Origin of the sequence: Cellulomonas oligotrophica (genome assembly GCF_013409875.1) — a bacterium.
In the GTDB taxonomy this organism is placed as follows: Bacteria; Actinomycetota; Actinomycetes; order Actinomycetales; family Cellulomonadaceae; genus Cellulomonas; species Cellulomonas oligotrophica.
In genome coordinates this window covers 3,221,430-3,244,316 of the sequence record NZ_JACCBK010000001.1, presented here as the reverse complement: position 1 = coordinate 3,244,316, position 22,887 = coordinate 3,221,430, and the positions used below count along the sequence as shown (strand labels likewise).

The 22,887-nt window shown below is 73.3% G+C and carries 18 protein-coding genes, 1 tRNA gene and 1 pseudogene; 2 read left to right on the top strand and 18 right to left on the bottom strand.

Features of this window, described 5'->3' with window-relative positions; genetic code table 11:
* Positions 1-212: 212 nt before the first annotated feature.
* From BKA21_RS14880 to BKA21_RS14825, 12 genes are all read right to left on the bottom strand, one after another.
* Positions 213-1,427 carry an ATP-grasp domain-containing protein gene (locus BKA21_RS14880; protein ID WP_140459758.1) on the bottom strand — a complete coding sequence of 405 codons (1,215 nt, stop codon included), beginning with the start codon at positions 1,425-1,427 and terminating at the stop codon, positions 213-215.
* On the bottom strand, positions 1,424-2,644 hold the full coding sequence (locus BKA21_RS14875; protein WP_140459757.1) for an MFS transporter: 1,221 nt from the start codon (positions 2,642-2,644) through the stop codon (positions 1,424-1,426). Before BKA21_RS14875 ends, BKA21_RS14880 begins: the two co-directional genes overlap by 4 nt.
* The gene (locus tag BKA21_RS14870) at positions 2,637-4,031 is read right to left on the bottom strand and encodes a Gfo/Idh/MocA family protein (RefSeq protein ID WP_140459756.1); all 1,395 of its coding nucleotides are present in this window, start codon (positions 4,029-4,031) and stop codon (positions 2,637-2,639) included. The genes BKA21_RS14875 and BKA21_RS14870 overlap by 8 nt, the downstream gene beginning before the upstream one ends.
* Entirely contained in the window at positions 4,028-5,305 is a 1,278-nt protein-coding gene (locus tag BKA21_RS14865) for a M20/M25/M40 family metallo-hydrolase (RefSeq protein ID WP_203793564.1), read from the bottom strand. Before BKA21_RS14865 ends, BKA21_RS14870 begins: the two co-directional genes overlap by 4 nt.
* A 22-nt stretch (positions 5,306-5,327) precedes the next feature.
* Positions 5,328-6,179, bottom strand: coding sequence for a sugar phosphate isomerase/epimerase family protein (locus BKA21_RS14860; protein WP_203793565.1), 852 nt, complete (start codon positions 6,177-6,179; stop codon positions 5,328-5,330).
* Between the two features lie 38 nt (positions 6,180-6,217).
* On the bottom strand, positions 6,218-7,180 hold the full coding sequence (locus tag BKA21_RS14855) for a DegT/DnrJ/EryC1/StrS family aminotransferase (RefSeq protein ID WP_140459753.1): 963 nt from the start codon (positions 7,178-7,180) through the stop codon (positions 6,218-6,220).
* A complete protein-coding gene (locus BKA21_RS14850; RefSeq protein WP_203793566.1) occupies positions 7,177-8,235 on the bottom strand; it encodes a DegT/DnrJ/EryC1/StrS family aminotransferase in 1,059 nt (352 codons plus the stop codon). The genes BKA21_RS14855 and BKA21_RS14850 overlap by 4 nt, the downstream gene beginning before the upstream one ends.
* Before the next feature lie 29 nt (positions 8,236-8,264).
* Positions 8,265-9,239, bottom strand: coding sequence for a Gfo/Idh/MocA family oxidoreductase (locus BKA21_RS14845; RefSeq protein ID WP_170209061.1), 975 nt, complete (start codon positions 9,237-9,239; stop codon positions 8,265-8,267).
* Positions 9,236-10,270 (bottom strand): hypothetical protein, encoded by a 1,035-nt coding sequence (locus BKA21_RS20250; RefSeq protein ID WP_170209060.1) that lies wholly within the window; start codon positions 10,268-10,270, stop codon positions 9,236-9,238. The genes BKA21_RS14845 and BKA21_RS20250 overlap by 4 nt, the downstream gene beginning before the upstream one ends.
* Entirely contained in the window at positions 10,267-11,541 is a 1,275-nt protein-coding gene (locus BKA21_RS14835; protein WP_140459750.1) for an ATP-grasp domain-containing protein, read from the bottom strand. The genes BKA21_RS20250 and BKA21_RS14835 overlap by 4 nt, the downstream gene beginning before the upstream one ends.
* Before the next feature lie 9 nt (positions 11,542-11,550).
* Positions 11,551-12,777 carry an enolase C-terminal domain-like protein gene (locus BKA21_RS14830; RefSeq protein ID WP_239073006.1) on the bottom strand — a complete coding sequence of 409 codons (1,227 nt, stop codon included), beginning with the start codon at positions 12,775-12,777 and terminating at the stop codon, positions 11,551-11,553.
* Positions 12,778-12,860: 83 nt separating this feature from the next.
* The gene (locus tag BKA21_RS14825; protein ID WP_203793567.1) at positions 12,861-14,111 is read right to left on the bottom strand and encodes a nucleotide sugar dehydrogenase; all 1,251 of its coding nucleotides are present in this window, start codon (positions 14,109-14,111) and stop codon (positions 12,861-12,863) included.
* A gap of 392 nt (positions 14,112-14,503) precedes the next feature.
* Between BKA21_RS14825 and BKA21_RS14820 the strand changes: the two are divergent.
* A pseudogene (locus tag BKA21_RS14820) lies at positions 14,504-14,692 on the top strand (DDE-type integrase/transposase/recombinase); the annotation flags it as partial.
* A gap of 217 nt (positions 14,693-14,909) precedes the next feature.
* Here the strand turns inward: BKA21_RS14820 and BKA21_RS14815 are convergent.
* The 5 genes from BKA21_RS14815 to BKA21_RS14795 form a co-directional block, all read right to left on the bottom strand.
* A complete protein-coding gene (locus tag BKA21_RS14815; RefSeq protein ID WP_140459746.1) occupies positions 14,910-15,692 on the bottom strand; it encodes a hypothetical protein in 783 nt (260 codons plus the stop codon).
* Between the two features lie 215 nt (positions 15,693-15,907).
* Positions 15,908-15,980 (bottom strand) — tRNA-Ala (locus BKA21_RS14810).
* A gap of 81 nt (positions 15,981-16,061) precedes the next feature.
* Positions 16,062-17,318: a hypothetical protein gene (locus BKA21_RS14805; protein WP_140459745.1), complete on the bottom strand. Its 1,257-nt coding sequence runs from the start codon at positions 17,316-17,318 to the stop codon at positions 16,062-16,064.
* A gap of 137 nt (positions 17,319-17,455) precedes the next feature.
* Complete coding sequence (locus tag BKA21_RS14800) at positions 17,456-18,058, bottom strand: GNAT family N-acetyltransferase (RefSeq protein WP_140459744.1); 603 nt, start codon at positions 18,056-18,058, stop codon at positions 17,456-17,458.
* A gap of 38 nt (positions 18,059-18,096) precedes the next feature.
* On the bottom strand, positions 18,097-19,332 hold the full coding sequence (locus BKA21_RS14795; protein WP_140459743.1) for a molybdopterin molybdotransferase MoeA: 1,236 nt from the start codon (positions 19,330-19,332) through the stop codon (positions 18,097-18,099).
* Between the two features lie 102 nt (positions 19,333-19,434).
* On the opposite strand from BKA21_RS14795, the gene BKA21_RS14790 reads away from it, so the two are divergent.
* Positions 19,435-20,070 (top strand): 5-formyltetrahydrofolate cyclo-ligase, encoded by a 636-nt coding sequence (locus BKA21_RS14790; protein ID WP_140459742.1) that lies wholly within the window; start codon positions 19,435-19,437, stop codon positions 20,068-20,070.
* A gap of 48 nt (positions 20,071-20,118) precedes the next feature.
* On the opposite strand, the gene BKA21_RS14785 is transcribed toward BKA21_RS14790, so the two are convergent.
* A complete protein-coding gene (locus tag BKA21_RS14785; protein ID WP_140459741.1) occupies positions 20,119-22,686 on the bottom strand; it encodes a penicillin acylase family protein in 2,568 nt (855 codons plus the stop codon).
* Positions 22,687-22,887 lie beyond the last annotated feature (201 nt).

The window sequence follows — 22,887 nt, the reverse complement described above, 5'->3', positions numbered from 1 at the left end:
AGGGCCCCTCTCACGAGGGGCCCTTCGTCGTGCAGCGACGTGCTGACGACCGCGCCGGTTGCGCCCGGCTGACGGCCGGGACCAGCCGCCGCGCTCGTCGACGATCACTACGCGGGCCTGCTCAGCTCGTTCCAGCCGGCCAACTGGGCGGCAACCATCGAGCGCCATCTCGTCCACACCCGTCGGAGTCAGCAGGACTTGCCGTCCTTCGGTCATCTTGTTGTAGGCGCGTAGGTGAACGAGACGAGATCGGCGGCGTCTCGCGCCGTGGCCACGGCCGCGTCAGGGTCGTTCGCCGTCGCCAGCGCGAGCGCTGGACGGTCGAAGCTGCCGGCGATAGGCCGCATGGACGTCCCGACCGGTTTGAGTACCTCCACGCGTTCAACCCCGGGCAGTCCGCGCGCCTCGTCGACGCCCGCGACGTCGCCGACGGTGGCCGGTGTCGCTGGTGCCGACGCTGAGTACCAGACCGCGGCGGCGCGGTCGCGGGTGGGCACGACCTCGGCAGGGGCGATGGGCAGACGCGCACCATGGCGAGCGACGAGCTCGGTGTACCCGACTCCGGTTGCTAGCTCGACAAGAAGTGCGATGCGGTCACCACCGAGCCGGTCGTGGCTCTCCACGAGCCGGGGACCGTCCTCGCTGGCAATGAGCTCTGTGTGCGCGGGCCCGTCCGTCAGTCCCACCGCGTCGAGGACGTCACGCGTCGCACGGGCAAGCGCAGCCCGGACATCTGGGGCCACGCGGGCAGGGATGAGGTGCCCCTGCTCCACGGGGCTCCCGGGGATCGTGAACTTCTCGGTTACAGCGAGCACCTCGTGCCGACCGGCGATCGAGAACGTCTCAACGCTGAACTCCGGACCGTCCACGAGCTCTTCGACGAGGCAGCGGCCCGCACCGTCAGCACCGCGTGCTCGCGCGACGGCGGATACCAGCTCGGGTGTCGTGGTCACGATGCTCACCCCGATGCTGGCCTCGCCGTCGAGCGGCTTGACGACGCACGGCAGACCGACTGCGGCTGCCGCGGCGAGGTCTTCGTCGGGCCCGAGCACGACGTGGCGGACCCGGCCGCACGCCAGATCGCGCGTGGCCCGTCGGGTTGCGGCCTTGTCGCGCAGCGTGCGGGAGACCACGACGTCGACGGCGCAGCCGGTCCCGAGCCGGTCGGCGAGGTTCGACGCGAGTTCGTAGTAGGCGTCGTGGTACGCGGCGATGCGGTCAGCCCCGACGGCAGCAAGCGCTTCTACGAGTTCGGCGCTCGGCAGGCCGGTCACGACGTCCGCCTCGGGCACCTCTACCACCTGGGTGTACGCGCAGTCGTCGTCCGCGAGCCGCTTCACGCTCTCGATCGCTAGCACCACCTGGTGGCCGGAACGGACGAGGGCGTGGTGGCACGGCCGGTTGGTCCCGAGCGCGACGATCCTCATGCGGGCACCTTTCTTGGGTTGCGCCGGGCGGTGAGCCCCGCGAGCACGCCTGCAGCTACGGCGGCGCCGGCAGCCACGTACCAGAAGCCGCCGTCCGCGCCGCGGTCATGCATCCAGGCGAACATGGTGATGCCGACGGCAGCACCGCTCGCCTCGCCGATCGCGGTCGCGACCGACAGCACGCTGTATCCCGCGGCGCGATGGACGTCGTCGATGGTCTCTAGCAGCGCGACGTCGACCGTGGGCACGAATGCCATTTCCGCGAACGAGAACACGACCACCAGCGCCACCACAGCGACAAACCCCGGCAATGCCCCGCCGACGACGAAGGCCACGGCGAACAGGGCAAACGCCATGGCCAGCATCGCGCGCGGCATACCGCGCCCCAGGTGCTCCACGGCACGCCCGAATGGGACCTGGAACACCACGATCAGCAGCGCGTTCGTGGTGAACAGCAGCCCGAGCTCTGCACCGGCACCGAGCCGCTCGGTCACGTACAGCGGCACGGAGTTGAAGAGCTGGGCGTACAAGAACCACCCCGCCGCGTTCACCGCGAGCAACGGCGCCAGACGGGGAGTAGCGAGCACGCCCCGGTACGCCGCCCAGCCCTGCCGGGACGGCGGCGGCCACTCGACGCGGCGCAGGAGTGAGCACGACGCGATCCCGGCCACCACGTACGCCGCGCCGACGGCGATGAACAGCATCCGAGTCCGGCCAGCGTCCAGCAGCAGGAGCGCGAGGGGGGCCGCCACGGCGCTGGCGAGGTTCACCGAGACGTTGATGACGGCGAACGCGGTGGTCCGCGACGCAGCCGCGTCAGTGGCCCGCGCGGCGAGCTGTTTGCTCGCGAGCGCGTTCACCGAGACACCCAGCCCGGCAATCACCAGCACAGCCACGACGGCGGGGAACGTGCGCGCCGCGGGCAGCACGGCCAAGAGCCCACCAGCGAGGACGCACCCCACGAGCAGCGACACGTGCGGGGCGATGCGGTCCATGACCACGGCCAGCGGGATCTTGGCGACCTTGGAACACACCGAGAACACGGCAACGGCTGCTGCCACCTCGTCAGCGCGCAGCCCTTGGCGGTGCAGTGCCACGACCAGCACCGCCATGAGGCCGAAGTATCCGACCGCGGTCGTCCCGTAGTGAACGACCGCGACCCACAGCCGCGGCAAGCGAGGTGGCGCGACGGTCTGGGCGCCGGGGGCTTCAACCACGCGGTCCCCCTTGGTTGGCCCAGGCGCCGGGGTCGCTGCTGACCCGAAACTCGCGCTGCGGCCCCTCCTTGACGACGATCGTGTCGCCGGGCCGAAGGTCGAGGTCCTCGGCAGTGACCAGCCGCGGGCCGTGCAGGATCAGGTTGAGGTGGTTGGGGAGGTGGCTCTCGTCGTACCCCGCGAACCAGCCGAGCAGCTCCTCGCCGTACCAGAACGTGTCACCACGCGTGAGCATCGCCGGGTCCGTGAACTCCAGGAACCCGACGTAGGCGATGTGGTCGATGAGCGCTTCGGCGTCGTCCACGTCGTCGCGCGTCACGACAAGCTCGTGGATGTCCCCAGCACGGACGCACGCGGAGCCGGCGGGGGCCAGCCGCATGCCGCGGTGGAGGGTCTCGTGAAACAGCAGGCGCACGACGTTCGTGCGGACATCGCGCTTGCTCGGCATGCGCAGCCGGACGTGCTTGCGCCGACCGAGCACCGCCGCATCGCGCACCAGCCGGACCAGCTCCTCCTGGTCGGGCTCCACCTGCTCGGGCTCGCCGGCGCGGGTGCGCGCGACGGCTGCCGCGAAGTCAGCGAGAATGCCGACGTACTCGTGCCGCAGCGACGACTTGAACGCGTCGAACCCCTCAAGCATGTCAGCGGTCAGCGTGGAACCGTCGTCCATCGTGACGACCACGTCCTTGGCCTCGCCGTCGGGGTAGGCCCAGTCGAGCTCAACATCGACCCGCGCGCCGTCGGCACTGCGCAACGTGAGCTGCGCGTAGTACTCGACGCCCTGACGCACGTCGCCCAGAGTCGCGTCGTGGAGCGTCAGAGATCCGACGACCACCCGTGCCATGTCGATCGCATTCGGGCCGTTGTCGACGATGCACCCACCACCGCACCGCTCGCGGTCGAGGTACCACCGCTCGCCGCCCGTGTGCTCGCTGATGTCCTCCAGGTATCGGACCGCGACGCGTTCGACGGCGCGCCCGGTCGCACGCACCCGGTCGCGGAGCTCGACTAGGTGACGGTTGAACCGACGGTGGGACGCGGTGCGCAGCACGCGACCTCGCGTGCCAGCGAGCGCCACCAGGCGCTCGGCGTCTGCGGGGTCGAGCGTGAGCGGCTTCTCGCAACAGACGTCCAAGCCGGCGGCGAGCAGATCGCTGACGACGGACGCGTGCAGGTCGTTCGGTAGCGCCACCACGACGGCGTCGCAGACGCCCGACGCGGCGAGCTGGGTGTGCGAGGTGAACGTCGTGACGCCAGGGCCAGCCAGTTCGGCGAGGCGGACGGGATCGAGGTCGCATACCGCGGTGACGTGGACGTCAGGAAGCTCGTCCGCGGCCGCGACGAACTCGCGCGCGATCGCTCCCAGCCCGACGATGCCGAGTCTCATCTCGTCTCCTTCTGGTAGTGCAAGGTCGTCGAGCTGGCGCGGACGTGCGCCGCGAACCTCTGGACGAGGTCGTACATCCGCTCGGCGTAGGTGTCGAGGTCGCGCACGTCGACCCATTCGCCGTCCGTGTGCGCGCCGTTGCGGTCGAGGTCGCCCGGCCCGCACACGACGACGTAGTCGGCGTGACCGGGCCCCCAGATGGCGTCGCAGGTGCAGGCCGTGCCGTCGGCGACCCCGTCGCGGCGGTGCAGCCCGGCTTGGTCCAGAACCGCCTCCAGGGCGGGGTGGCGATTGAGCAGCGCCGGATATCCCCGCTTGAGCCACCTCAGGCTGACGAGCTCCTCGTGCCGTCGACCTATCTCACGGGCCGGCGGGACGTCCCCGTACGAACGACGAAAGTCCGCACCGAGGCCTGCGACCGTCTCGGCGAGAGTCCGATCGAGCTGGTCGCGCGCCTCGTCGTCGTAGTACGCGATGTTGAGCCTGAGCTCGCCGCGTCCGTACACGCGGTTGTGGGAGGTGCCGGTCGAGATGCCCGCAACGCAGAGCTTCGCTCCGACCCGCTCGGCGACAGGTGCGAGACGCGAGGTCAGGATGAGCGCTGCATGGCTGAGCGCGAGGGTCGCATTGGTGCCGGCGTACGGGTGGTCGTCCGTGCTGTCCTCCCCGTGCACGGCGATGACCGGGGTCATGACGGCACTGGCAGCGTCGAGGACCTCACCGCCGGTCGGCTCCGCGAAGACCATCAGGGCAGCGCGTAAGCCTGTACGGCGCAGGACGAGCCGGGTGCCGAAGGTCCCGAGGGCGCCGCCCTCTTCGGCAGGGACGCACAGGACGACGACGCCCACCTCGTCGCGCAGCTGCGGTCGCTCGGCGAAAGCGCGCGCGACACCGACAAGGGCAGCGATGCCGGGTCCTTTGTCGTCAACGGTCCCGCGCCCTCGCAGGACGTAGCCGTCGAGCGTCGGAGGGACGTGTGGTCCGACCGTGTCGAGGTGGAAGTCGATCGCGATCATCCGTGCCGGGTCGTCCGTGCGACCGACGGCGAGCACGAGGCTCGGCTGCCGCTCGGTGAGAAGATCCGGGTCGGCCGCGGCAAGAGTGCGCACCGCCTCGGGCACCAGTGGGTCGGAGAGCTCATCCAGCCGGGGGTGGACGCGGTCGACCACGCGGAACCCGCGGCCCACGGCGCCGGCCTCCACGAGGTTCGTCGCTGCGACGTACCCCCGTCCGTCGCCGCCCTCGAGCGGTGAGACGGTGTCCGCCGCCAGCACGTCGAAGAGCCAGCGCTGGTCGTCAGGTGTCAGCACCGGTGACCTCCCGGACACCGGCGGCTGCCAGCAGCGCAGCCGCGGAACGGCCGTAGTCGACGTAGGCGTCGGCCATAGCGGACGGCTTCCCGGTGCGTGACTCGTGCGGCACGAGGTGCAGGTGCGGCTCGATGCTGTACAGGCCCCGGTACCCCGAGCCCTCGAGCATGCGGACACACTCCGCGACGCGAGACTCGCCCTCTCCGGGCGGGACGAATGCGGCACGACCGTCGACGTGCACCGAGTCCTTGAGGTGGACGTGCCGCACGTGCTCGATGACGGGCGCGAGAAACTCCACCGAGTCGTACCCGTACGAGATGCCGTTGCCGGTGTCGAAGAGCAGGCCCAGGTGCTCGGTGCCGACCTCGGCGAGCAGCTCCAGGGTGGCCTGCGGGCCGCTCGACGCCCAGCCGTGGCAGTTCTCGTGCAGCAGGACCACCCCGGAGTCACCTGCGACCCTTGCCAGCGCGCCGACCCGACGGATCGCCTCGTCGCGCCAACGGCCCGGGTCACGGCCGTCGCCGGGGTACGACATCACCCGCAGGTAACCCGCGCCGTACAGCCGCGCCAGCTCGACGTACCGCTCCAGCGTCCGGAGCTCGGTCTCGAAGCTCGTGCCGACGTCCACCGACCACCCACCCACGGGCGTGTCGAGCACTGGCACGCCCATGCCCGCGGCGTCGAGCTGGTCAGCGAGGGCGCGGTGGGTCGCGTCATGGACGTCGTGCAACGGGACTCCGTCGAGCGTCCGCAGCTCGAGGGCCGACCAGCCGAGGAGCCGGTGCAGCCTGACCTGGTCCGCCGGCGCGGCGGCGCCCTCGTCGCCGATACCGAGCAACCGATGGCCGACCCCGCCCGCGGCACCGGGCGCCGTTCTCATCGGGCGACGCCCGAGGCGACGACCTGCAAGTCGCGCAGGACGTCCAGATGGTCGGGCCCCCAGCCTCCGTGCACGGGCACGAGCACCCGCCCGGGGTGCCACGGGCGCACGGAGACGCCGGCGTCGGCGAGGGCGGCCGCGAGTCGTGACCTCGCACCAATCGCGACACCACCGCCGACTGCTGCGTCGGGGACGTCCTGCGCGCCGGCGTCGGACCACGCCCCGACGAGCTCGCCCCGCATGCCGCGCAGGCGGTCCGCACGGTCGGCGTGCTCCGCGAGCTCGGCGAGCACATAGCGCGCGTTCAGCTCGTCAACGCGGGCGTTCACCCCGACGTGCTCGTGGTGGAAACGCCGGCCGACGGGCTGGCCGTGGTTGCGCAGCGCACGCCAGCATGCCGCGGTCGCGTCGTCGCGGGTGAGCAGGACGGCGAGCTCGCCCGCCACCCGGACCTCCTGCGCGCCCGACAGGTCGAGCAGGATCGCGTCGGCGTCCGTCACGGCCGCTATCGAGCTGGGCTCACGGACGACGACAACCTCGCGCCGGGTCCGCTCCGTCGTCGCGTCGGTGCGGGCGCCGTGGTCGGCGGGCCATTGCTGCTCCCGCGTGGTGACGTCAGTGACGACCCACCTGCCCCCCGGTCGATCACCGACGGACAGGCGGCGCGCCCCTGACCGGACGGCGGCCGCGACTGCAGCGGACGCCGTGGCCTCGGCGCCCTTGACGACGACGGCGTTCGCGTCGTCCTCGGCGGAGAGCGTGAGCACGAGAACCGCGCCGGCCAGACCGCTGACACCGACCGCTTGCCACTCCGGCAGGTCGCGCGTCAGTCGGTCCTCCAGCTGCTCGGACGCGGACTTGAGGATGAACTCGTCGGACCGCGCCGCCGCCCATACGCACTCCTCCAGGCGTGCGGCGTCGAGCGGTTGCCGGACAGTCCAGGTGACGGAGAGCGTCATGAGGGGTCCTCGGTGGCGTAGAAGTCGACAACATGCCGCACCACACGCCGGACGTCGTCCGGCGTGAGGTCGGCGTAGAGAGGAAGGGCGAGGGCCCTCGTCGCAGCCGCCCGGGCTACGGGCACCTGCGCGACGGCGTCCGCGGCGAGGCACGGCTGGTCAGGCAGCGCCCGGGGGTAGTAGACCTCCGTGCCGATCCCGTGCCGAGCCAGGTGCTCGGCGAGGGCGTCACGCCGCTCCGCCTCCACCAGGTAGACGTACCAGACCGGCTCCGCGACTTCCGGCGGCGCTACGACTCGCGGCGCAGTCACCTGGTGGACGTGCGCGAGCAGCGTCCCGTACAGGTTCGCGAGCTGCTGGCGGTGCGCGATCTCGTCGTCGAGGCGGGGTGCGCGCGCCAGGAGCACGGCCGCCTGGACCGCGTCCGGTGCGCTGGGCCATCCCGCCGTGGGATCGCCGACGGAGACGGCGGCGCGGGCGCGCGCCGCGAGCTGCGGGTCGTCCGTCACGAGGACACCGCAGTCGCCGAGTGCGCCCCAGGTCTTCGTCGGGAAGAACGACAGCACGCCGCCCGCGCCGAGGAGCCCCGCGTGCACGCCGTGTCGACTCATCCCGACCGCCTCCGCGCTGTCCTCGAGCAGGAGGACACCGTGCTCTGCGGTCAGCCTCACCAGCGGTTCGGTGTCGGCCGTCTGGTGGAACAGGTGTACCACCAGCACCGCGGCGGTCCGCTCGGTCAGGACCGGCCGGACGGTCTCGGCCGTCAGTGCGTACGTGCGGGGGTCGATGTCGGCGAACACGGGCGTGGCCCCGGCGTGCACGACGCAGGACGCCGTTGCGAAGAAGCTGTACGCCGGCACGACAACCTCGTCACCGGGCCCGATCCCGGCGGCGAGCAGCAGCGCGACGAGCGCGTCCGTGCCGGAGTTGCACAGGACGGCATGCCCGGCGCCGGTGCGGCGTCGGACCTCGGCCTCCAGGTCGTCGAGAACCTGCCCGGGGTCGCTGACGCTCGCCCGCAGGAGTGCGCCGAGCCTGTCGCGGTCACTCTCCATGCCGCGGTGTGCAGTGTAGAAGTCGACGTTCATGAGGGCGTGCTCCCGTCTCGGCCGGCGAGCGAGCGGGCTTGCAGGCAGGTCCGTGCGGCGTGTAGGTGCTCCTGCAGCGAGACGGTCGGCCGTGCGTGCGGCCCCGGCCCGGTGAGCAGGCTGTACGCCTCGACGAAGAATCGGTCCAGGGGGCTCTCCGTACGGCGCACGATCGTCCCGTCGGGGCCCGTCGTGAGCGACCACGGGTGGTGCCGGTCGACGGGCAGATGGACGCGACGCCACCGCCTTCCCATCGCGACGGTCACGTGACGGCGTCGGCCGGACGAGTCGAGACGGGTCACGAGCGTCGACACGGCACCCGAGCCGTGCCGCAGGCGCACGGTCGCCCCGCCGGAGGCCGGCAGCTCCGGCATCCACGCCGCGGACCGCGCACTGGACCTCTCCAGCTCGACGACCGGGCCGAGCAGGTGTACGGCCAGCAGCACCATGTGCGGCAGCTCCACGTCGAACGCGTCCTGCCCGCCGCCGCGTCCGGCCAGCGAGTCGGAACGTCGCTGCTTGGTCTGGACCATCACCATCCGCCCCTCCGCGAGCTGGCGCGGGGTCGCCGCACCCACCACCGCCCGCAGGTCGTCGATCGCGGCGGCGTGCGGCCAGACGGCGACCGGTCTGACGCGGACGTCGGGCGTGCGCTCGATGCACGTAGCCAGGCGGTCCAGATCGTCTGAGGTCGTGGCGAGCGGCTTCTCCAGCACCACGCGGCGTGCTCCGCGGTCGACCACGTCGAGCAGCGTCGTCACGTGCAGATCGGTCGGTGTGCAGACATGGACCACGGCGTCGCGCAGGTCCACGTGGTCGGGCAGCGCGTCGAGGTGGGGAGCAGTGCCGTGCCCCGACGGCAGACGCGGGTCGACCAGCACGATCGGTCGGCCGGGAACGGCACGCGACACGGGCCTTGCGTGCAGCTCGCGGCCGGCGACCCCGGCGCCGACGACGACGGTCGCGCTCACAGGGTCGTCAGCTCCTCGAACCGGGCGCGGTACGCCTCGCCTGCGGCAGCGAGGGCGGTGCGCATCCGTCCGTGCCCGGACAGTCCGAGCGCGAACACGGACGCGGTCGTCGGGGTCATGCCCCGGAGCAGCTTGAACCGGTGCGCGCTCTTGCCGAACCAGACGCGTTGCGCGCCGGTGCGCACCGCCAGTTCCAGGGGGTGCAGGTAGCCGAGATTGGCGTAGACCCGGGCGTCGTCCGACGTGCGGTGCCGGCCCCATCGCAGCACGTGGGAATCATCGCCGAACAACGACATCACGAAGGCGAGCCGCCGACCCTGGGCGTCGACCGCGATATCCACGCGTCCGCCGGGCAGCCCGGCGAAAGCTGCGGCCGCGGTGTCGGCGAGCTCGGGACCGGGGTGGCCCTGGTCGGTCATGAACTCGCGGTGCATGCGCGCGACGTCGGCGGCGTCGTCTGCGCTCCACCCGCGGACCGTGCAGCCGTGCGCGACGAAGTGGTTGCGGTCGTTCACGAACCGCTTGCGTGGGCCGCGGGGCATCGCGTCGAGCAAGGAGTCGAGGGACTCGTGGTCTGCCGTCCGTACCGACCAGTCGGCGTCGTAGAAGGACTCGATGAAACCCTGGTCGCGCAAGATCGAGCTGAGCTGATGGTCGTCGTTCGGCACCCAGGGCATGACGACCCCGTCCAGCCCGTCGGCACGTGCGCGGTCGATCAGACCCGCCAGCGCGGCGGCGCCGTCAGCGCCGAACAGGGTCGGGCGGAATCGCAGCGGCGTGCTGAGGACAAGCCAACGCGCGCCGAGGCCGCTCGCGTCGACTCCGACGGCTCGAACGTGGGCGGCGAGGTCGAACGTCAGCGGGATCCGGTCGGGGTACTCATGCGCGACCGCCAAACCGTCGTTCGGCGCGGCGCACCGGTGCACACGGACGCGGCCGGCGAGGTGCCGCGCGGCGAAATCGAGGTAGGCCGGGGACCGCAGCGGGTCGGCTCCGCCGGTGACCAGCGGGGAGATCGCGTCGGTCGTCACCGCGCAACCACCTCGATGCGGACGCGGCCCACCTGCGCCTGTGCCCGGCTCACCGTGGCGTCCGGGTCCGCCCCGACCGTGCGGACGCGAACGACCCGGCTGAGCGAGGAGGTCAGTGCCTCGACCTCGGCCCCGGTCGCGACCAACTGGCGCGCGTCACGCACGTCGGGCGCGGTAGCGACCTCGTCGAGGCCGTGCACGTTGACGAGCGTCCCGGGACCGTCTGCCGCCGCGTACCAGACTGCCGCGCAGCGCTGGTAGTGGCGCCCACGTCGGGCGTCATCGACATCCCAAGGCGGCGCCTCGACCTGTCCACCACCGGCCTGCAGGACCGTGGCAGCGTCGAGGTCCCACCCGGTGCAATCGCGCACGAGCTCGAGGATCTCGTCACCCGCCTTGCGGAGGTGCGTCTCGACGATCTCGGGGCCGTCGGGCGCCAGGATCACCTCGGTGTGCGTCACACCCCACGTGACGCCGAGGGCCGTGAGGACGGACTCGGTATAGCGGACGATCAGCTCGTGGGCGTCGGGGTCCACCCGGGCGGGCACGAGGTGCCCGACCTCGACGTGAGTCCGCTCGTCGACGAACTTCTCGGTGACCGCCGCAACGTGGTGGTTGCCGTCGATCGTGAAGCACTCGACGCTGAACTCCGGCCCGGCGACGAACTGCTCGAGCATCGGGGGTGTGACCTGCAGGCAGGCGCCATGCTCGCCCACGTCGGCACCGAGGCGCGCCGCCAGGGCGAACGCGTCGCGGACCTCGTCCGGGCTGCGCACGATGCTGACCCCGGCGCTGCCGCGGCCGCCGTTCGGCTTCACCACGACGGGGAGCCCGAGCCGACCCGCCGCGGCTACGGCGGCGTCAGCGTCCGTGGGCATCTCGGCCCGGACGCGGGTCAGTCCACTCTGCGCAAGGACCGCGCGCATCCGGTGCTTGTCGTTCACGACCTCGACGAGCTCCGGCGCGTGGTAGTCCAGCCCTGCATCCTGGGCGATGGCTGCCGCCTTGTCCTGGTCGATCTCCGCCAGAGCGGCGACCCGCTCGTACCGCCATACCTGACGGAGCGCCCGCGCCGCGGCGACCCACGTCGACACCGGGGCGTCGTCCGGCAGCACCCCGACGAAGTCGTTCGCCGCCGGCTCGGGCACGAGCCCGAGACCGGAGGCGCGGCACAGGACGACCGTCCGCAGGCCGGAATGGGCGCGCCGCAACTCAGACTGTAGGTGCCGCCCTCCGCCGACGACCAGGACGCGAGCGTTGTCGGTTCGCAAACCTCCTCCTCAGAGAGTCGTGAACCGCGGGACGTCGCCGGTCCAGGTCGGGTCGACGGCGCGCATCGGCGTGACGTCGTCCCGCGTCCGCACGCCGCACTCGCGCCACTGCTGGTGAAGCCGGGCCACGGCGTCCTCGTCGACCTCGATCCCCAGCCCGGGCGCCGTCGGTACTCGCACCGCGCCGCCCTCGAATCGCAACGGGGTCTCAGCGGCGAGGACGTCCTCCGTCTGCCAGGGGGTGTGCGTGTCGCACGAGTACGCGAGCGATCTCGACACCGCGCCGAAGTGGGTCATCGCCGCGAGGCTGATCCCGAGATGCGTGTTCGAGTGCATCGACAACTCGATCCCGAACGTGTGGCACAGAGTGTCGAGCTGCACGGAACGGCGCAGCCCTCCCCAGAAGTGGTGGTCCGACAAGATCACCTGTGGGGCCCCCTCCCGCACAGCCTCGGGGAGGTCCTCGAACGCGGTCACGCACATGTTCGTGGCGAGCGGCATCTTCACCCGACGGGCGACCTCCGCCATGGCAGCGGTGCCGGCGACCGGGTCCTCGAGGTACTCGAGGTCACCCTCGAGCGCCTCGCCGACGGCGACGGCGACGTCCACGGTCCACGCCGCGTTCGGGTCGATCCGAATCGGCAGCGTCGGGAACTCGGCGCGCAGCGCGCGTACGGTCTCGACCTCTTCCGCCGGGGTTAGCACGCCACCCTTGACCTTGAGCGAGCGGAAGCCATACTCGTCGACCATGCGCCGCGCCTCGCCGACCATCGCCGCGGCGTCCAGCACCTCGCCCCACGAGTCGGCCGCGTAGGGCCGCCCGGGGTGCTCGGCCCACTTGTAGAACAGATAGGCGCTGTAGTCCACGCGGTCGCGGCGAGCACCCCCGAGGAGCGCCGAGACGGGCACGCCGAGCGACTTGCCGATGAGGTCCAGGCATGGCACCTCGAAGGCGGACAGGACCGCGGCACGGGTCTTCGCCGACGCCGCGTCTGCCATCGGATAGCCGGCTCCCGCCGGAGCGGCAGCAACCTCCTCGTGGACACCGGCGTCGAGCTCGGCGTCCACAACCGCCTCGATGCGGTGGACGTCCAGGACGTCGATGCCGACGAGCCGCTCGGCGACGGCCCCCAGCCAACGCAGCATGATGTCATCGCCGTACGTCTCGCCCCACCCGACCGAGCCGTCGTCGGCCGTCATCTTGATGATCGAGCGCAACGCGTGGGTCTGGTGCACGCCCTCGGAGTTGAGCAGCGGAGGGTCCTGCACCGCGACGGGCGTGACGGAAATGCTTGTGATCCGCATGAGGCGTACCTCTCTCAGATAGTGACGACCGAGGTGCCGGTCAGCCGGTTGCGCGTATCGACGACGGGCACACCGGCGGCGACCAGCGCCGCGTAGTCGATGTCGTCGTGGTCGGTCACGAGGATCGCGAGGTCGACGTCGCCGAGCTCTACCTCGGCGATCCCCCGCAGCACGCGGACGTCGCCGTGCGCGGGTGCGGCGATCACCGGGTCCACGACGGTGACGCGTGCACCCGCGTCGGTCAGGAGCGCGTGCACGCGCAGACTGGGTGACTCACGCAGGTCGCCGACGTTCTTCTTGTAGGCCAGCCCAACGAGCAGCACGTGCGCGTCGGGCGGCACGAGCCCGCGCCGGGCGAGCTCGTCGACAGCGACCTGGACGACGACCTCGGGGCGTCGGCGGTTCACCCCGAGGGCGTGCTCGACGAGCCCGAGCTCCAAGCCGACGGAGCGCTGCGACTCCCACGACAGGTAGCGCGGGTCGATCGGAATGCAGTGTCCGCCGACCCCGGGCCCTGGCACGAACTGCATGAAGCCGAACGGCTTCGTGCCCGCGGCGCGCACGGACTCCCAGATGTCGAGGCCGCGCCGGTGCGCGTACTCGGCGACCTCGTTGACGAGTGCGATGTTGACGAGGCGGAAAGTGTTCTCGAGCAGTTTCGCGAACTCCGCCTCGCGCGTGCCCGACACGGGCACGGTCAGCACACCGATGCTTCGGTAGAACTCGTCGACGGCGGAGCGGCAGGCCGCCGTCACGCCCGAGACGAGCTTCGGCGTGTTGCCCAGCGTGAACGTCGGGTTGCCCGGGTCGATCCGCTCGGGACTGAATCCGATGTGCAGATCGCGTCCCACGACGAGCCCGGTCCGTTCCGCCAGCATGGGCGCCACGAGCTCATCGGTGGTCCCGGGGTAGGTGGTGGACTCGAGCACCACGACGACACCGGGCCGCAGGTGAGGGACGAGCGCGTCGAGGCACGCGAGGACCTGGCCCAGATCCGGTTGATCGTCGCGTGTGAGCGGGGTCGGCACCGTGATGACCGCGACGTCGATGTCGGAAAGGTGCACACAGTCGTCGACCGGCCGGTACCGTCCAGTCGCCAGGGCCGCGACCAGTCGCTCCGACGGGACGTCGTCAAGGTAGGACTGGCCGCGCAGCAGAGCTTCGTGACGCCTCGGGTCGACCTCTACACCCGTGACCGACAGACCTGCGTCGACGGCAGCCAGTGCGAGCGGTAAGCCGACATAACCCTGGCCCAGAACTGCCACGTGTCGTGACATTGCCGCCCCCTCGCCCGTTGTCAAACCAGGGATTGCTAGAGTCATAGCCCCCCGGCGTCGAGGTGACGTTAGCCACTCATATTTCACCCATGCCACCGGTTTCACATGTTGAGACGAATCGCTCTGGACGCCCCCGCGCGTCCGGAGGCGCTGGTCCTGGGGAGGGGTTGGGATCGAGTCGTGGCCTGTGCGTCGAGGAAGTACCCGAGGAGCTGCGGGAGTGCATGGAGCGGATGGTCGCCGAGGTGCGTGCTGAGCAGGAGTCGAGTGGACGGCGATGGGTCGGGTCACCCAACTGCTGGGGGTGAAGACCCCGGAGACCGGCCGCCTGCAGCACGTCGAGCTACCAGCGCAGCCCGCGGCGGGCCCGGCGCCCCGACGAGCTGTGGCACCCGGACATGACCAAGGTCTGGACCGCGGCGCAGGGGCGGGTCTACCTGCACGTCGCGGTAAACTGCTGCACCCGCGAGGTCGCCGGCTGGACCCTGGACCTGCGCACACGCACCGACGAGGTGATCGCCTCCGTCGAGGCCGCCGTCCTCGCACGCTCGGTCACCCCGGGCGTCTGACCCTCGGAACCGACAACGGCAGCCAGTTCACCAGCCCGGACTTCCGCGAGCACCTGTCTGCCCGCGGCATCACCCGCCGCCGCGGCGGCTCCCGCGACCTCGAGTCCCAGGCGTTCATCGGGGCCGGGTTCGGGCAGTTCACGAAGCGCTGCGCCTGGCTCACCGGCTGGGAGACCGTCGAGGCCGCCCGCGCCGAGATCACCGCCGACGTCGACGCCTACCGCCACCGGCCCCACTCCGGGCCGGCCCACCGCACCCCCGCCGAGGTCGCCCGCACCTGGGCCGACCCCGAACACCTGCACACCACAGCGACCTGACCCGTCGACGACAGGGTCCACGTCACTGCGTGCCCTCGAAGCGAAGAATCTGCCGCTCCGCATCGGCGGTCCGCGCGGCGGCGGTGCTGGGCGTGCGCGGGTTGGGGGGAGACGCGGTGATTGTCCAGCATCCCGGTGTCGTCGGCCCAGTTGATGGCCAGGACGCGGCCGTTCCAGAAGCCGGAGACCGAGGTCGACATCGCGCGGGCGGCCGCGACGAGGGTGGAGTTCGCCCAGGTGGCTCGTGCGCTTCCGGCGACGGCGCCGCGGAAGGCTGCGGGCATGCTGACCTGAGATCCGGCGCGCGCGCCGCGCACGGCCGCGGTGACCGTGCCGCCGGTGTAGAGGGCGAGGTCGGGCAGGAGTCGGCCGGCGGCGCGCCAGGGGTCGTTGCGCCAGGTGTCGAGGTCGACGAGGCTGGCGACGAGCTGGGGGTCCTGGATCGCGATGAGGAGGTTCTCGACCATCTCCTTGCGGACCTCCAGGGCACCGACGGGGTCGTAGAGCCTGCGGATCATGTTGTGGTTGCGGACGAACCCCCACGCCGCGGCGCCGGTGTCGACGGCGCCGGGACCGAAGCGGGTGACCGCGTACGCGACCCGAGTGTGCGTGATCGTCTCGAACTCGATCCACGACCGAGGTGCCTCGGACGGCTTGCGGAGTGGGTCCTGTCCCAGGGCCATCGCGTCGCGTTCGGGTGATCAGCTCGACCGGCGCGATCGACCTAGCCGAAGGGCGGACGTTCGCGACGACGCGTGCCGGTCTCCGTCGAAGCAGGGGCGAGCCACGCTTCCGCGAGCTCACCGTCGACCCCACCCGCGACTACCAACCCCCACACCACAACAGGCCGGACCCCTGAGGGTCCGGCCTGTTGCCTATGTCCTGCGACATCACACGGTGGAGCTGAGGGGATTCGAACCCCTGACCTTCTCGATGCGAACGAGACGCGCTACCAACTGCGCCACAGCCCCGCGAGCGGGGTTCACACTAGCAGGCTCAGAGCCGTGCCGACGAACCGGCCCGCGGGCACCGCTCCTCGGCCGGCGTGCAGGTCACTGGCCCGCGGCCCGACGCCGGGCGAGGACCGCGTTGAGGTCGATGCTGCCCGTCGTCTCGGCGACCGGCTCCGCGGGCGCCTGCGCGTCGGGCTCCTCCTGCGTCGGACGCTCGGCCGTCGACTTCGCCACGCCCTGCTCGTCCATCGGGCGCGGCTCACGCCGTGGCGCGGGCGCCTTCATGGTGTACGTGGGGCGCGGCACGGGGACCGGCGACCACGCCTCGGCGTCGTCCTCGGCCGTGGCCGCGTCGGCCCGGGCCTGCGCCGGGTCCGGGACCGCCGGGGTCGGGGCCGACAGCACCGAGCGGCGCACCACGGGGGTCTCGCCCGTCGCGTGCCGCACGGGCCCGCCGCGCTCGCCGCGGTCGGTGACGATGCGCGCGAACACCTCCGTGCGGTCCTCCGAGGGACGCACCGCGTGCCCGGTGACCAGGGGGACGGGCGCCTCGTCGTCGGGGGCGACCTCCGGCTCGGCCGGCTCCGCCGTGCGCGTGCGCTGCACCACGGGGGTGGCACCACTGCGCGGGCCCTTCCGGCGCGTCTCGCGCTCGTCCGTCCCACGCGTGACGGCAGGCGTCGCGCCCGAGCGGGTCGGCACCGCGGGGGTCGCGCCCGTGCGGGGGCGGACCACCGGGGTCGCGCCCGTGCGCGGGCGCGTCGCGCGCTCCTCCTCGCGGGCGATCGTGGCGGCCCAGCCGGCGTCGGCCGCGCGTCCGGCGACCACGGCACGGCGGCCGAGCCCCAGGACCCCGGCGAGCAGGACGGTCGGCACCACGCCGACGGCCCAGCCCAGCGTCGGCATGGCGACGGCGACGACCCAGCCGACGACGGACGCGATGCCGAGCAGGGTCGCGAGCAGGCCGCGACGCCGCGCGGCGGCACCACGGCGCGCCGCGGCGGCGGCCCGCGCGGCACGGGCCTGGGCGAGGCGGCGCGCCGCCTCGGCGGAGATGCGCTCCTCGGTGGCGTGCGGTCGGTCCACGGTCGTGCCTCCTGTCCCCTCGCCGGCGCCGAGCGCCGGCAGCCCTGCCCGCAGCGCCAGCAGCGCCGCGGTGCTCGCCCCCGACGCACGGGCGGCCTCCGCGGAGCGCTCCTGACGCCCCGTGACGGCCACCACGCGCAGACCCGCCGAGAACCGGTCGTCCGCCCGTGCCTCCACCAGCTGCTGCCGGTGCCGCAGCCGGTGCGGCACCAGGTAGGCGACCCACAGCACCGCCAGCGCCAGGGCGCCGAAGCCTGCGAGACCGTCCACGTCACGACGGTAGGGTTCCGGTGCCCTCCCGCGCCGCAGGACACCGGCGTGTCGGACTCGACACGCCCGTCATGCCCGGATGCTCCACACCTCCCCCGCGCGCCGGCACCGCGGGAGCACTCCCGCAGGACGCGGTCTCACGTCGACGCGCGGCGCGCGTGCCACCGGGCGACGAGCCCCTCGGGGACCTCCTCCACGGTCAGGGCGAACGACCGGTGGTCGCACCAGCGGCCCTGGATGTGCAGGTAGCGCTCCCGCAGGCCCTCGTCGCGGAAGCCGAGCTTCTCGACCACCCGCAGCGACGGACCGTTCTCGGGGCGCACGTTGATCTCGACGCGGTGCAGCGCCAGCGGGCCGAAGCAGTGGTCCGTGGCCAGCGCGACCGCCGTGGGCGTGATCCCGCGGCCCGCGACGTGCTGGGAGACCCAGTAGCCGATCGCCGCCGAGCGCAGCGACCCGTGCTGGATCGAGGAGACCGTCAGCTGCCCCACGAGCTCACCGGCGTGCTCGACCGCGAACGGCAGCGCCGAGCCGTCCCGCGCCTGCGCGGACAGCGCCCGGACGAACTGCCCGAACGTCGGCCGCGGGCCGCGCACCGGCTCCGGGCTCGTCGCGTCCCACGGCTCGAGCCACGCCGCGTTCACCGCGCGCAGGTTCATCCACGCGTCCTGGTCGCGCCGCTTGAGCGGGCGCAGCCGCACGTCACCGTCGACCAGCTCGACCGGCCACCCCAGCGCCACGTCAGTCCTCTCCGTCCGGGCCTGCCCCCACGACCGCGTCACCCCTCGAGCACGAGGCACGGCACCGGCTGCCCCGGGTGCACCGTCAGCTCCTGCTCGCCGACCACGGCCAGGGCGTTCGCGTGCGCCAGCGCCGTCGTCGACGGCGCACCCGCATCGCCCAGCGGGGTCAGACGGTATCCCTCGTCGGGCGAGCCCACGACCTGCACGGGCACGAACTGCCGCAGCCCCGGCGGGGAGATCCACCCGGCGGTCGCCACGGCCGTCACGGACGGGCGGAACACCTCGACGTGCCCGGCCATCGACCGCAGGGCGGGGCGCACGAACACCTCGAACGCGACCTGCGCCGCCACGGGGTGGCCGGGCAGGGCGAGCACGGGCACCCGCCGCTCGTCGTCACGGCCCACCGCCCCCAGGGTGCCGAACCCGTGCCGCAGGCCCGGGGTCATGGCGACCTGGTCGAGGCGTACCGCGCCGAGCGGGCCCAGCACGTCCTTGACGGTGTCCTGCGCCAGCTCCGACAGCCCGCCGGTCAGCAGGAGCAGGTCGGCGCGCACGAGCTGGTCCTCGACGGCCTCGCGGAGGGTCGCGCGGTCGTCGGGCACGATCCCGACGCGCACGGGCACGGCCCCCGCGTCGCGCACCGCCGACTCCAGGGCGTGCCCGTCGGCCTCGAACACCGCACCGGGCCGGCCCGCGGCCGTCGGCTCGACGAGCTCGTCGCCGACGGACAGGATCACCACGCGCGGGGTCGGGTGCACCGGCAGGCGCCCGCGGCCCATCGCCGCGGCGAGCGCGACCTGCCGGGCGCCCAGGCGCGTGCCGGCCGTGAGCACGACGTCGCCCGCGCGCACGTCCGCACCGGCGCCGCGCACGTGCTGGCCAGGCACGGCCGCGCGCTGCAGGTGGACCCGGGCCGAGCCGCGGTCCGTCTCCTCCACCGGCACGACCGCGTCGGCCCCCAGCGGCAGCGGGGCCCCGGACGCCACGAGCACCGCGGTGCCCGGCACGTGCCGCAGCCCGGGGGCGTCGCCCGCGTGCACGTCGTGCGCCACGGGCAGGGCGGGCGGCCCCGCGCTGCCGCCGCCGGACGTGTCGTGCGCGAGCACCGCGTAGCCGTCGCGTGCGGCCACCGCCACGTCCGGCACGTCGCGCGGGGCGACCACGTCGGCGGCCAGCACGCACCCCGTCGCGTCGTGCAGCACGACGTCCAGCGGGGCGACGGGACCGACGGCCGCCAGCACCGCGGCCAGGTGGTCCTGCACCGATCTCATGGGCGCATTCTGCCTGCACGCAGGCGTGCGACCAGGTGAACGGCGCGCGGTGCAGGACCGACGACCGAGACCCGGGCCCGGCCGGTGCGTCAGACTGGGTGCATGAGCGACGGCGCCCACCTCTCGTGGCACACCCCTGACGACGAGCAGGTGGCGGAGGCCAAGGACGCCTTGCGCCGCGAGGTCCGCGCCCGCCGCGGCCACGTCTCGCCCCGGTGCCGCGACGAGCTCGCGCAGCGCCTCGCCGCCGTGGTGCTGACGATCCCGCAGGTCGCGGCCGCCGGCTGCGCGAGCGTGTACGCGTCCCGCCCCACCGAGCCGGGCACCGGTCCGCTGCTCGACGCGCTCGCCGGCCGGGGCGTGCGGCTGCTGCTGCCCGTGCTGGGCAGCGGCCTGCAGCGGGACTGGGCCGAGTACACCGGCCCGGACGACCTGCGCGAGCGCGCGCCGGGCCGCCCGCCCGAGCCCGGTGGCGACGCGCTCGGGGCGGCGGCGCTCGCGCAGGCGGACGTGGTGCTCGTCCCGGCGCTGTCCGTCGACCGGGCGGGCGTGCGCCTCGGGCAGGGCGGCGGCTGGTACGACCGGGTGCTGGAGCACGCGCGCCCCGACGCACCCCTGGTGGCGCTGCTCTACGCCGACGAGGTCCTCGACGGGCTGCTGCCGCGCTCCGCGCACGACCGGCCGGTCACGCACGTCGCGACGCCCGAGGGCTGGCACGCGGTCGCCGACGCCTCCTGAGCACGACGGCCGACGCCGGCCCGCGGGCCGGGCCGGCGCCGGGCGCCGTCAGGGCGTCAGGGTGAGCCGGTGCTCGGCCGCCGCGTCCACGGCCGCCGCGGTGAACGGCCACGCGAGCTGCTCGCCTCGCGCCCACCGGGGCAGCTGGTCGTCGTAGTGCTGGCTGCCGGGGTGCCCCGACGTGCCGGTCAGCGCCACCCACGTGGAGGCGTCGAGGTCGCCCAGGTCGACGACCATGCGCATCGACGGCGCCGCGGTCACGGTGTACGAGCCCGAGGACGCGTCCCACGCCGTGGCGTCGACGATCGAGGACCCGCCGCCGACCTGCTGCGGCCGGGGGTTGGTGAACCAGCGGACCGCCGCCGGCACCTGCTCGCCGCCGAGCACGGGGTGCGCGGGCGCGGCCTGGTGCAGCAGCCCCCAGCGCCAGTCGGCGGGGCGCGAGCCGATCTGCGCGGTCAGCTCCAGGCGGGCCTCGGCCATCGCGCGGCTGAGGATCTCGTCGCGGCCCTCGACGACGCCGGGCGTCGAGCGGTCGTCCCACCAGGGCGACGTGGGCTGGTCGAGCAGGCGGGTGACGACCTCGAGCCAGCGTGAGCCGCCCGTGGGCTCGTGCCCGTCCGGGAGGTCGTCGGCGAACGTCTGCTCGAGCAGCTCCGCCCACACCGCGGCGAGGTACGCCGCGGCCGGGGAGTCGGCCGAGGCGACCTGGTCCCAGTCGCGCAGCAGCTCCTGGCCGCCCGCGTCGAAGGCGTCGTCGAGCTCGACCTCCAGCAGCACGGGCGCCAGCACCCGGGCGTACGGGTCCTGCTGGTCGACCTGCAGGGCCTGCGTGGTGGCGACGTCGACGGGCTCGCCGGCGGCGATCTGCTCGGTCAGCAGGTCGCGGATGCGCTGCGAGCGGTAGCCGTAGTCCGTGCCGTCGCCGAGCCGGGGGCCCGTGCCGCCGGGCGTGACCTGCTGGTTGGCGGCGACGACGAAGCCCTCGGCGGGGTCGAGCGCGCGGGGCATCGCCGCGTCCTCGACGTACCCCTGCCAGTCGTAGCGCGAGTCCCAGCCCGGCCGCGGCCACGTCCCGTCGCTCGGCACCGGCGAGCCGGGGACGTCGGCGCGCACCGGCACCCGCCCGGGCGCCTGGTAGCCGATGTGCCCGTCGACCGTGGCGAACACGATGTTCTGCGCCGGGACGTCGAACAGCGCCGCGGCGGCCGCGATCTCGGTGGCGTCGCCTGCCGTCATCATCGCGAAGATCGCGTCACCCGTGGAGCCGGGCTCCAGGGCGGTCCACGACAGCGCGACCTCGAACCTGTTGCCGGGGGCGCCGTCGGGCACGGGGGCCTGACCGGCGTCGGCGACGTCCGTGAGGACCTCGGACACGATCGGCCCGTGCCGCGTGCTGCGGACCGTCAGCTCGACCGGGTCCCCGCCCGCCACCTCGATGGTCTCGGTGCGGACCGTGAGCGGCTCCGTCACGCCGTCGACGCGGACCTGGTCGCCCTCGACGCGCTCGAGGAAGAAGTCGGTGACGTCGGCGCCCATGTTGGTCAGGCCCCACGCGAGCTCGGCGTTGTGGCCGATGACCACGCCCGGCAGCCCCGCCATGGAGAACCCGCTCACGTCGAACGGGCACGCGTCGGTGACCTCGGTGCAGCGCAGGCCGACCTGGCTCCAGATCCCCGGCGCCGAGATGCCCAGGTGCGGGTCGTTGGCCAGCAGCGGGCTGCCCGACGCGGTGTGCTCGCCCGCGACGACCCAGGAGTTCGAGCCCGTGCCCTCGCCCTCGCCGAGGAGCTCCGGCACCGCGGCGAGCGCCCGGTCGGCGGATGCGAGCGCGTCCTGCAGGTCGGCGTCGTCGATGTCGAGCGCGACGTCCGCGGCGGGCGCGACCGTGGCCGGCGTCAGGTCGGCGGCGTCGAGGATCGTCGCGTGCCGGTCCTGCGGGTACGCGGGGAACAGCTCCTCGACGCGGCCCACGTCCTCCACGACGGGGTAGGTCAGGGCGCGGTCGAGCTCGGCGTCGTAGTTGCTGCGCAGGTCCCAGGCCATGGCCTTGAGCCAGGCGAGGGAGTCGACGGGGTCCCAGGGCTCCGGCGACTCCAGCGGGACCTGCAGGCCGAGGACGGTGTACTCGACGGCGATCTCGCCGGGGTCGCGGCCCGCGAGGTAGGCGTTGACGCCGTCCGCGTAGGCCTGCAGGTACCGGCGGGTGTCCTCGCCGACCAGGTCCCACTCCTGCTCGGCGACGCGGCGCCAGCCGAGCGTGCGCACCACCTTGTCCGCGGCGATCGCGTCCGGCTCGTCGCCGACGAGCTCGGCCAGCCGCCCGGACGTGACGTGCCGGCGGTAGTCCATCTCGAAGAACCGGTCCTGCGCGGCGACGTAGCCCTGCGCCATGAACAGGTCCTCGGCCGTGGCGGCCGCGACGGTGGGCACGCCCTGCGCGTCACGCGTGACCTCGACGGGGGCGCTCAGGCCCTCGACCGCGATCTCGCCGGACACCTGCGGCAGGGGCCGGCGCAGCACGAAGGCGCCGAGCAGGGTGACCGCGACGAGCGCGAGCAGGACGAGGGACGCGACGACGACGAGCGCGGTGCGCAGGCGGGGGCGACGGGGCACGCCTCGCAGGGTAGTCCCCGCGGCGGCCCCGGCCCGTGCGGTCGCCGTGACGGACGTGCTGGTGGGCGGTCCTCCCGCGGACGGACCGGGGCGTCCTTGACGCCGGGCGCTACAGTTGGCACTCGGACCGTGGGAGTGCCAGCTCACGCACGGGCGCACCCGCGGGTCGCGCCCGGCGCAGCCGGGCCCCGCGCGCCAGCC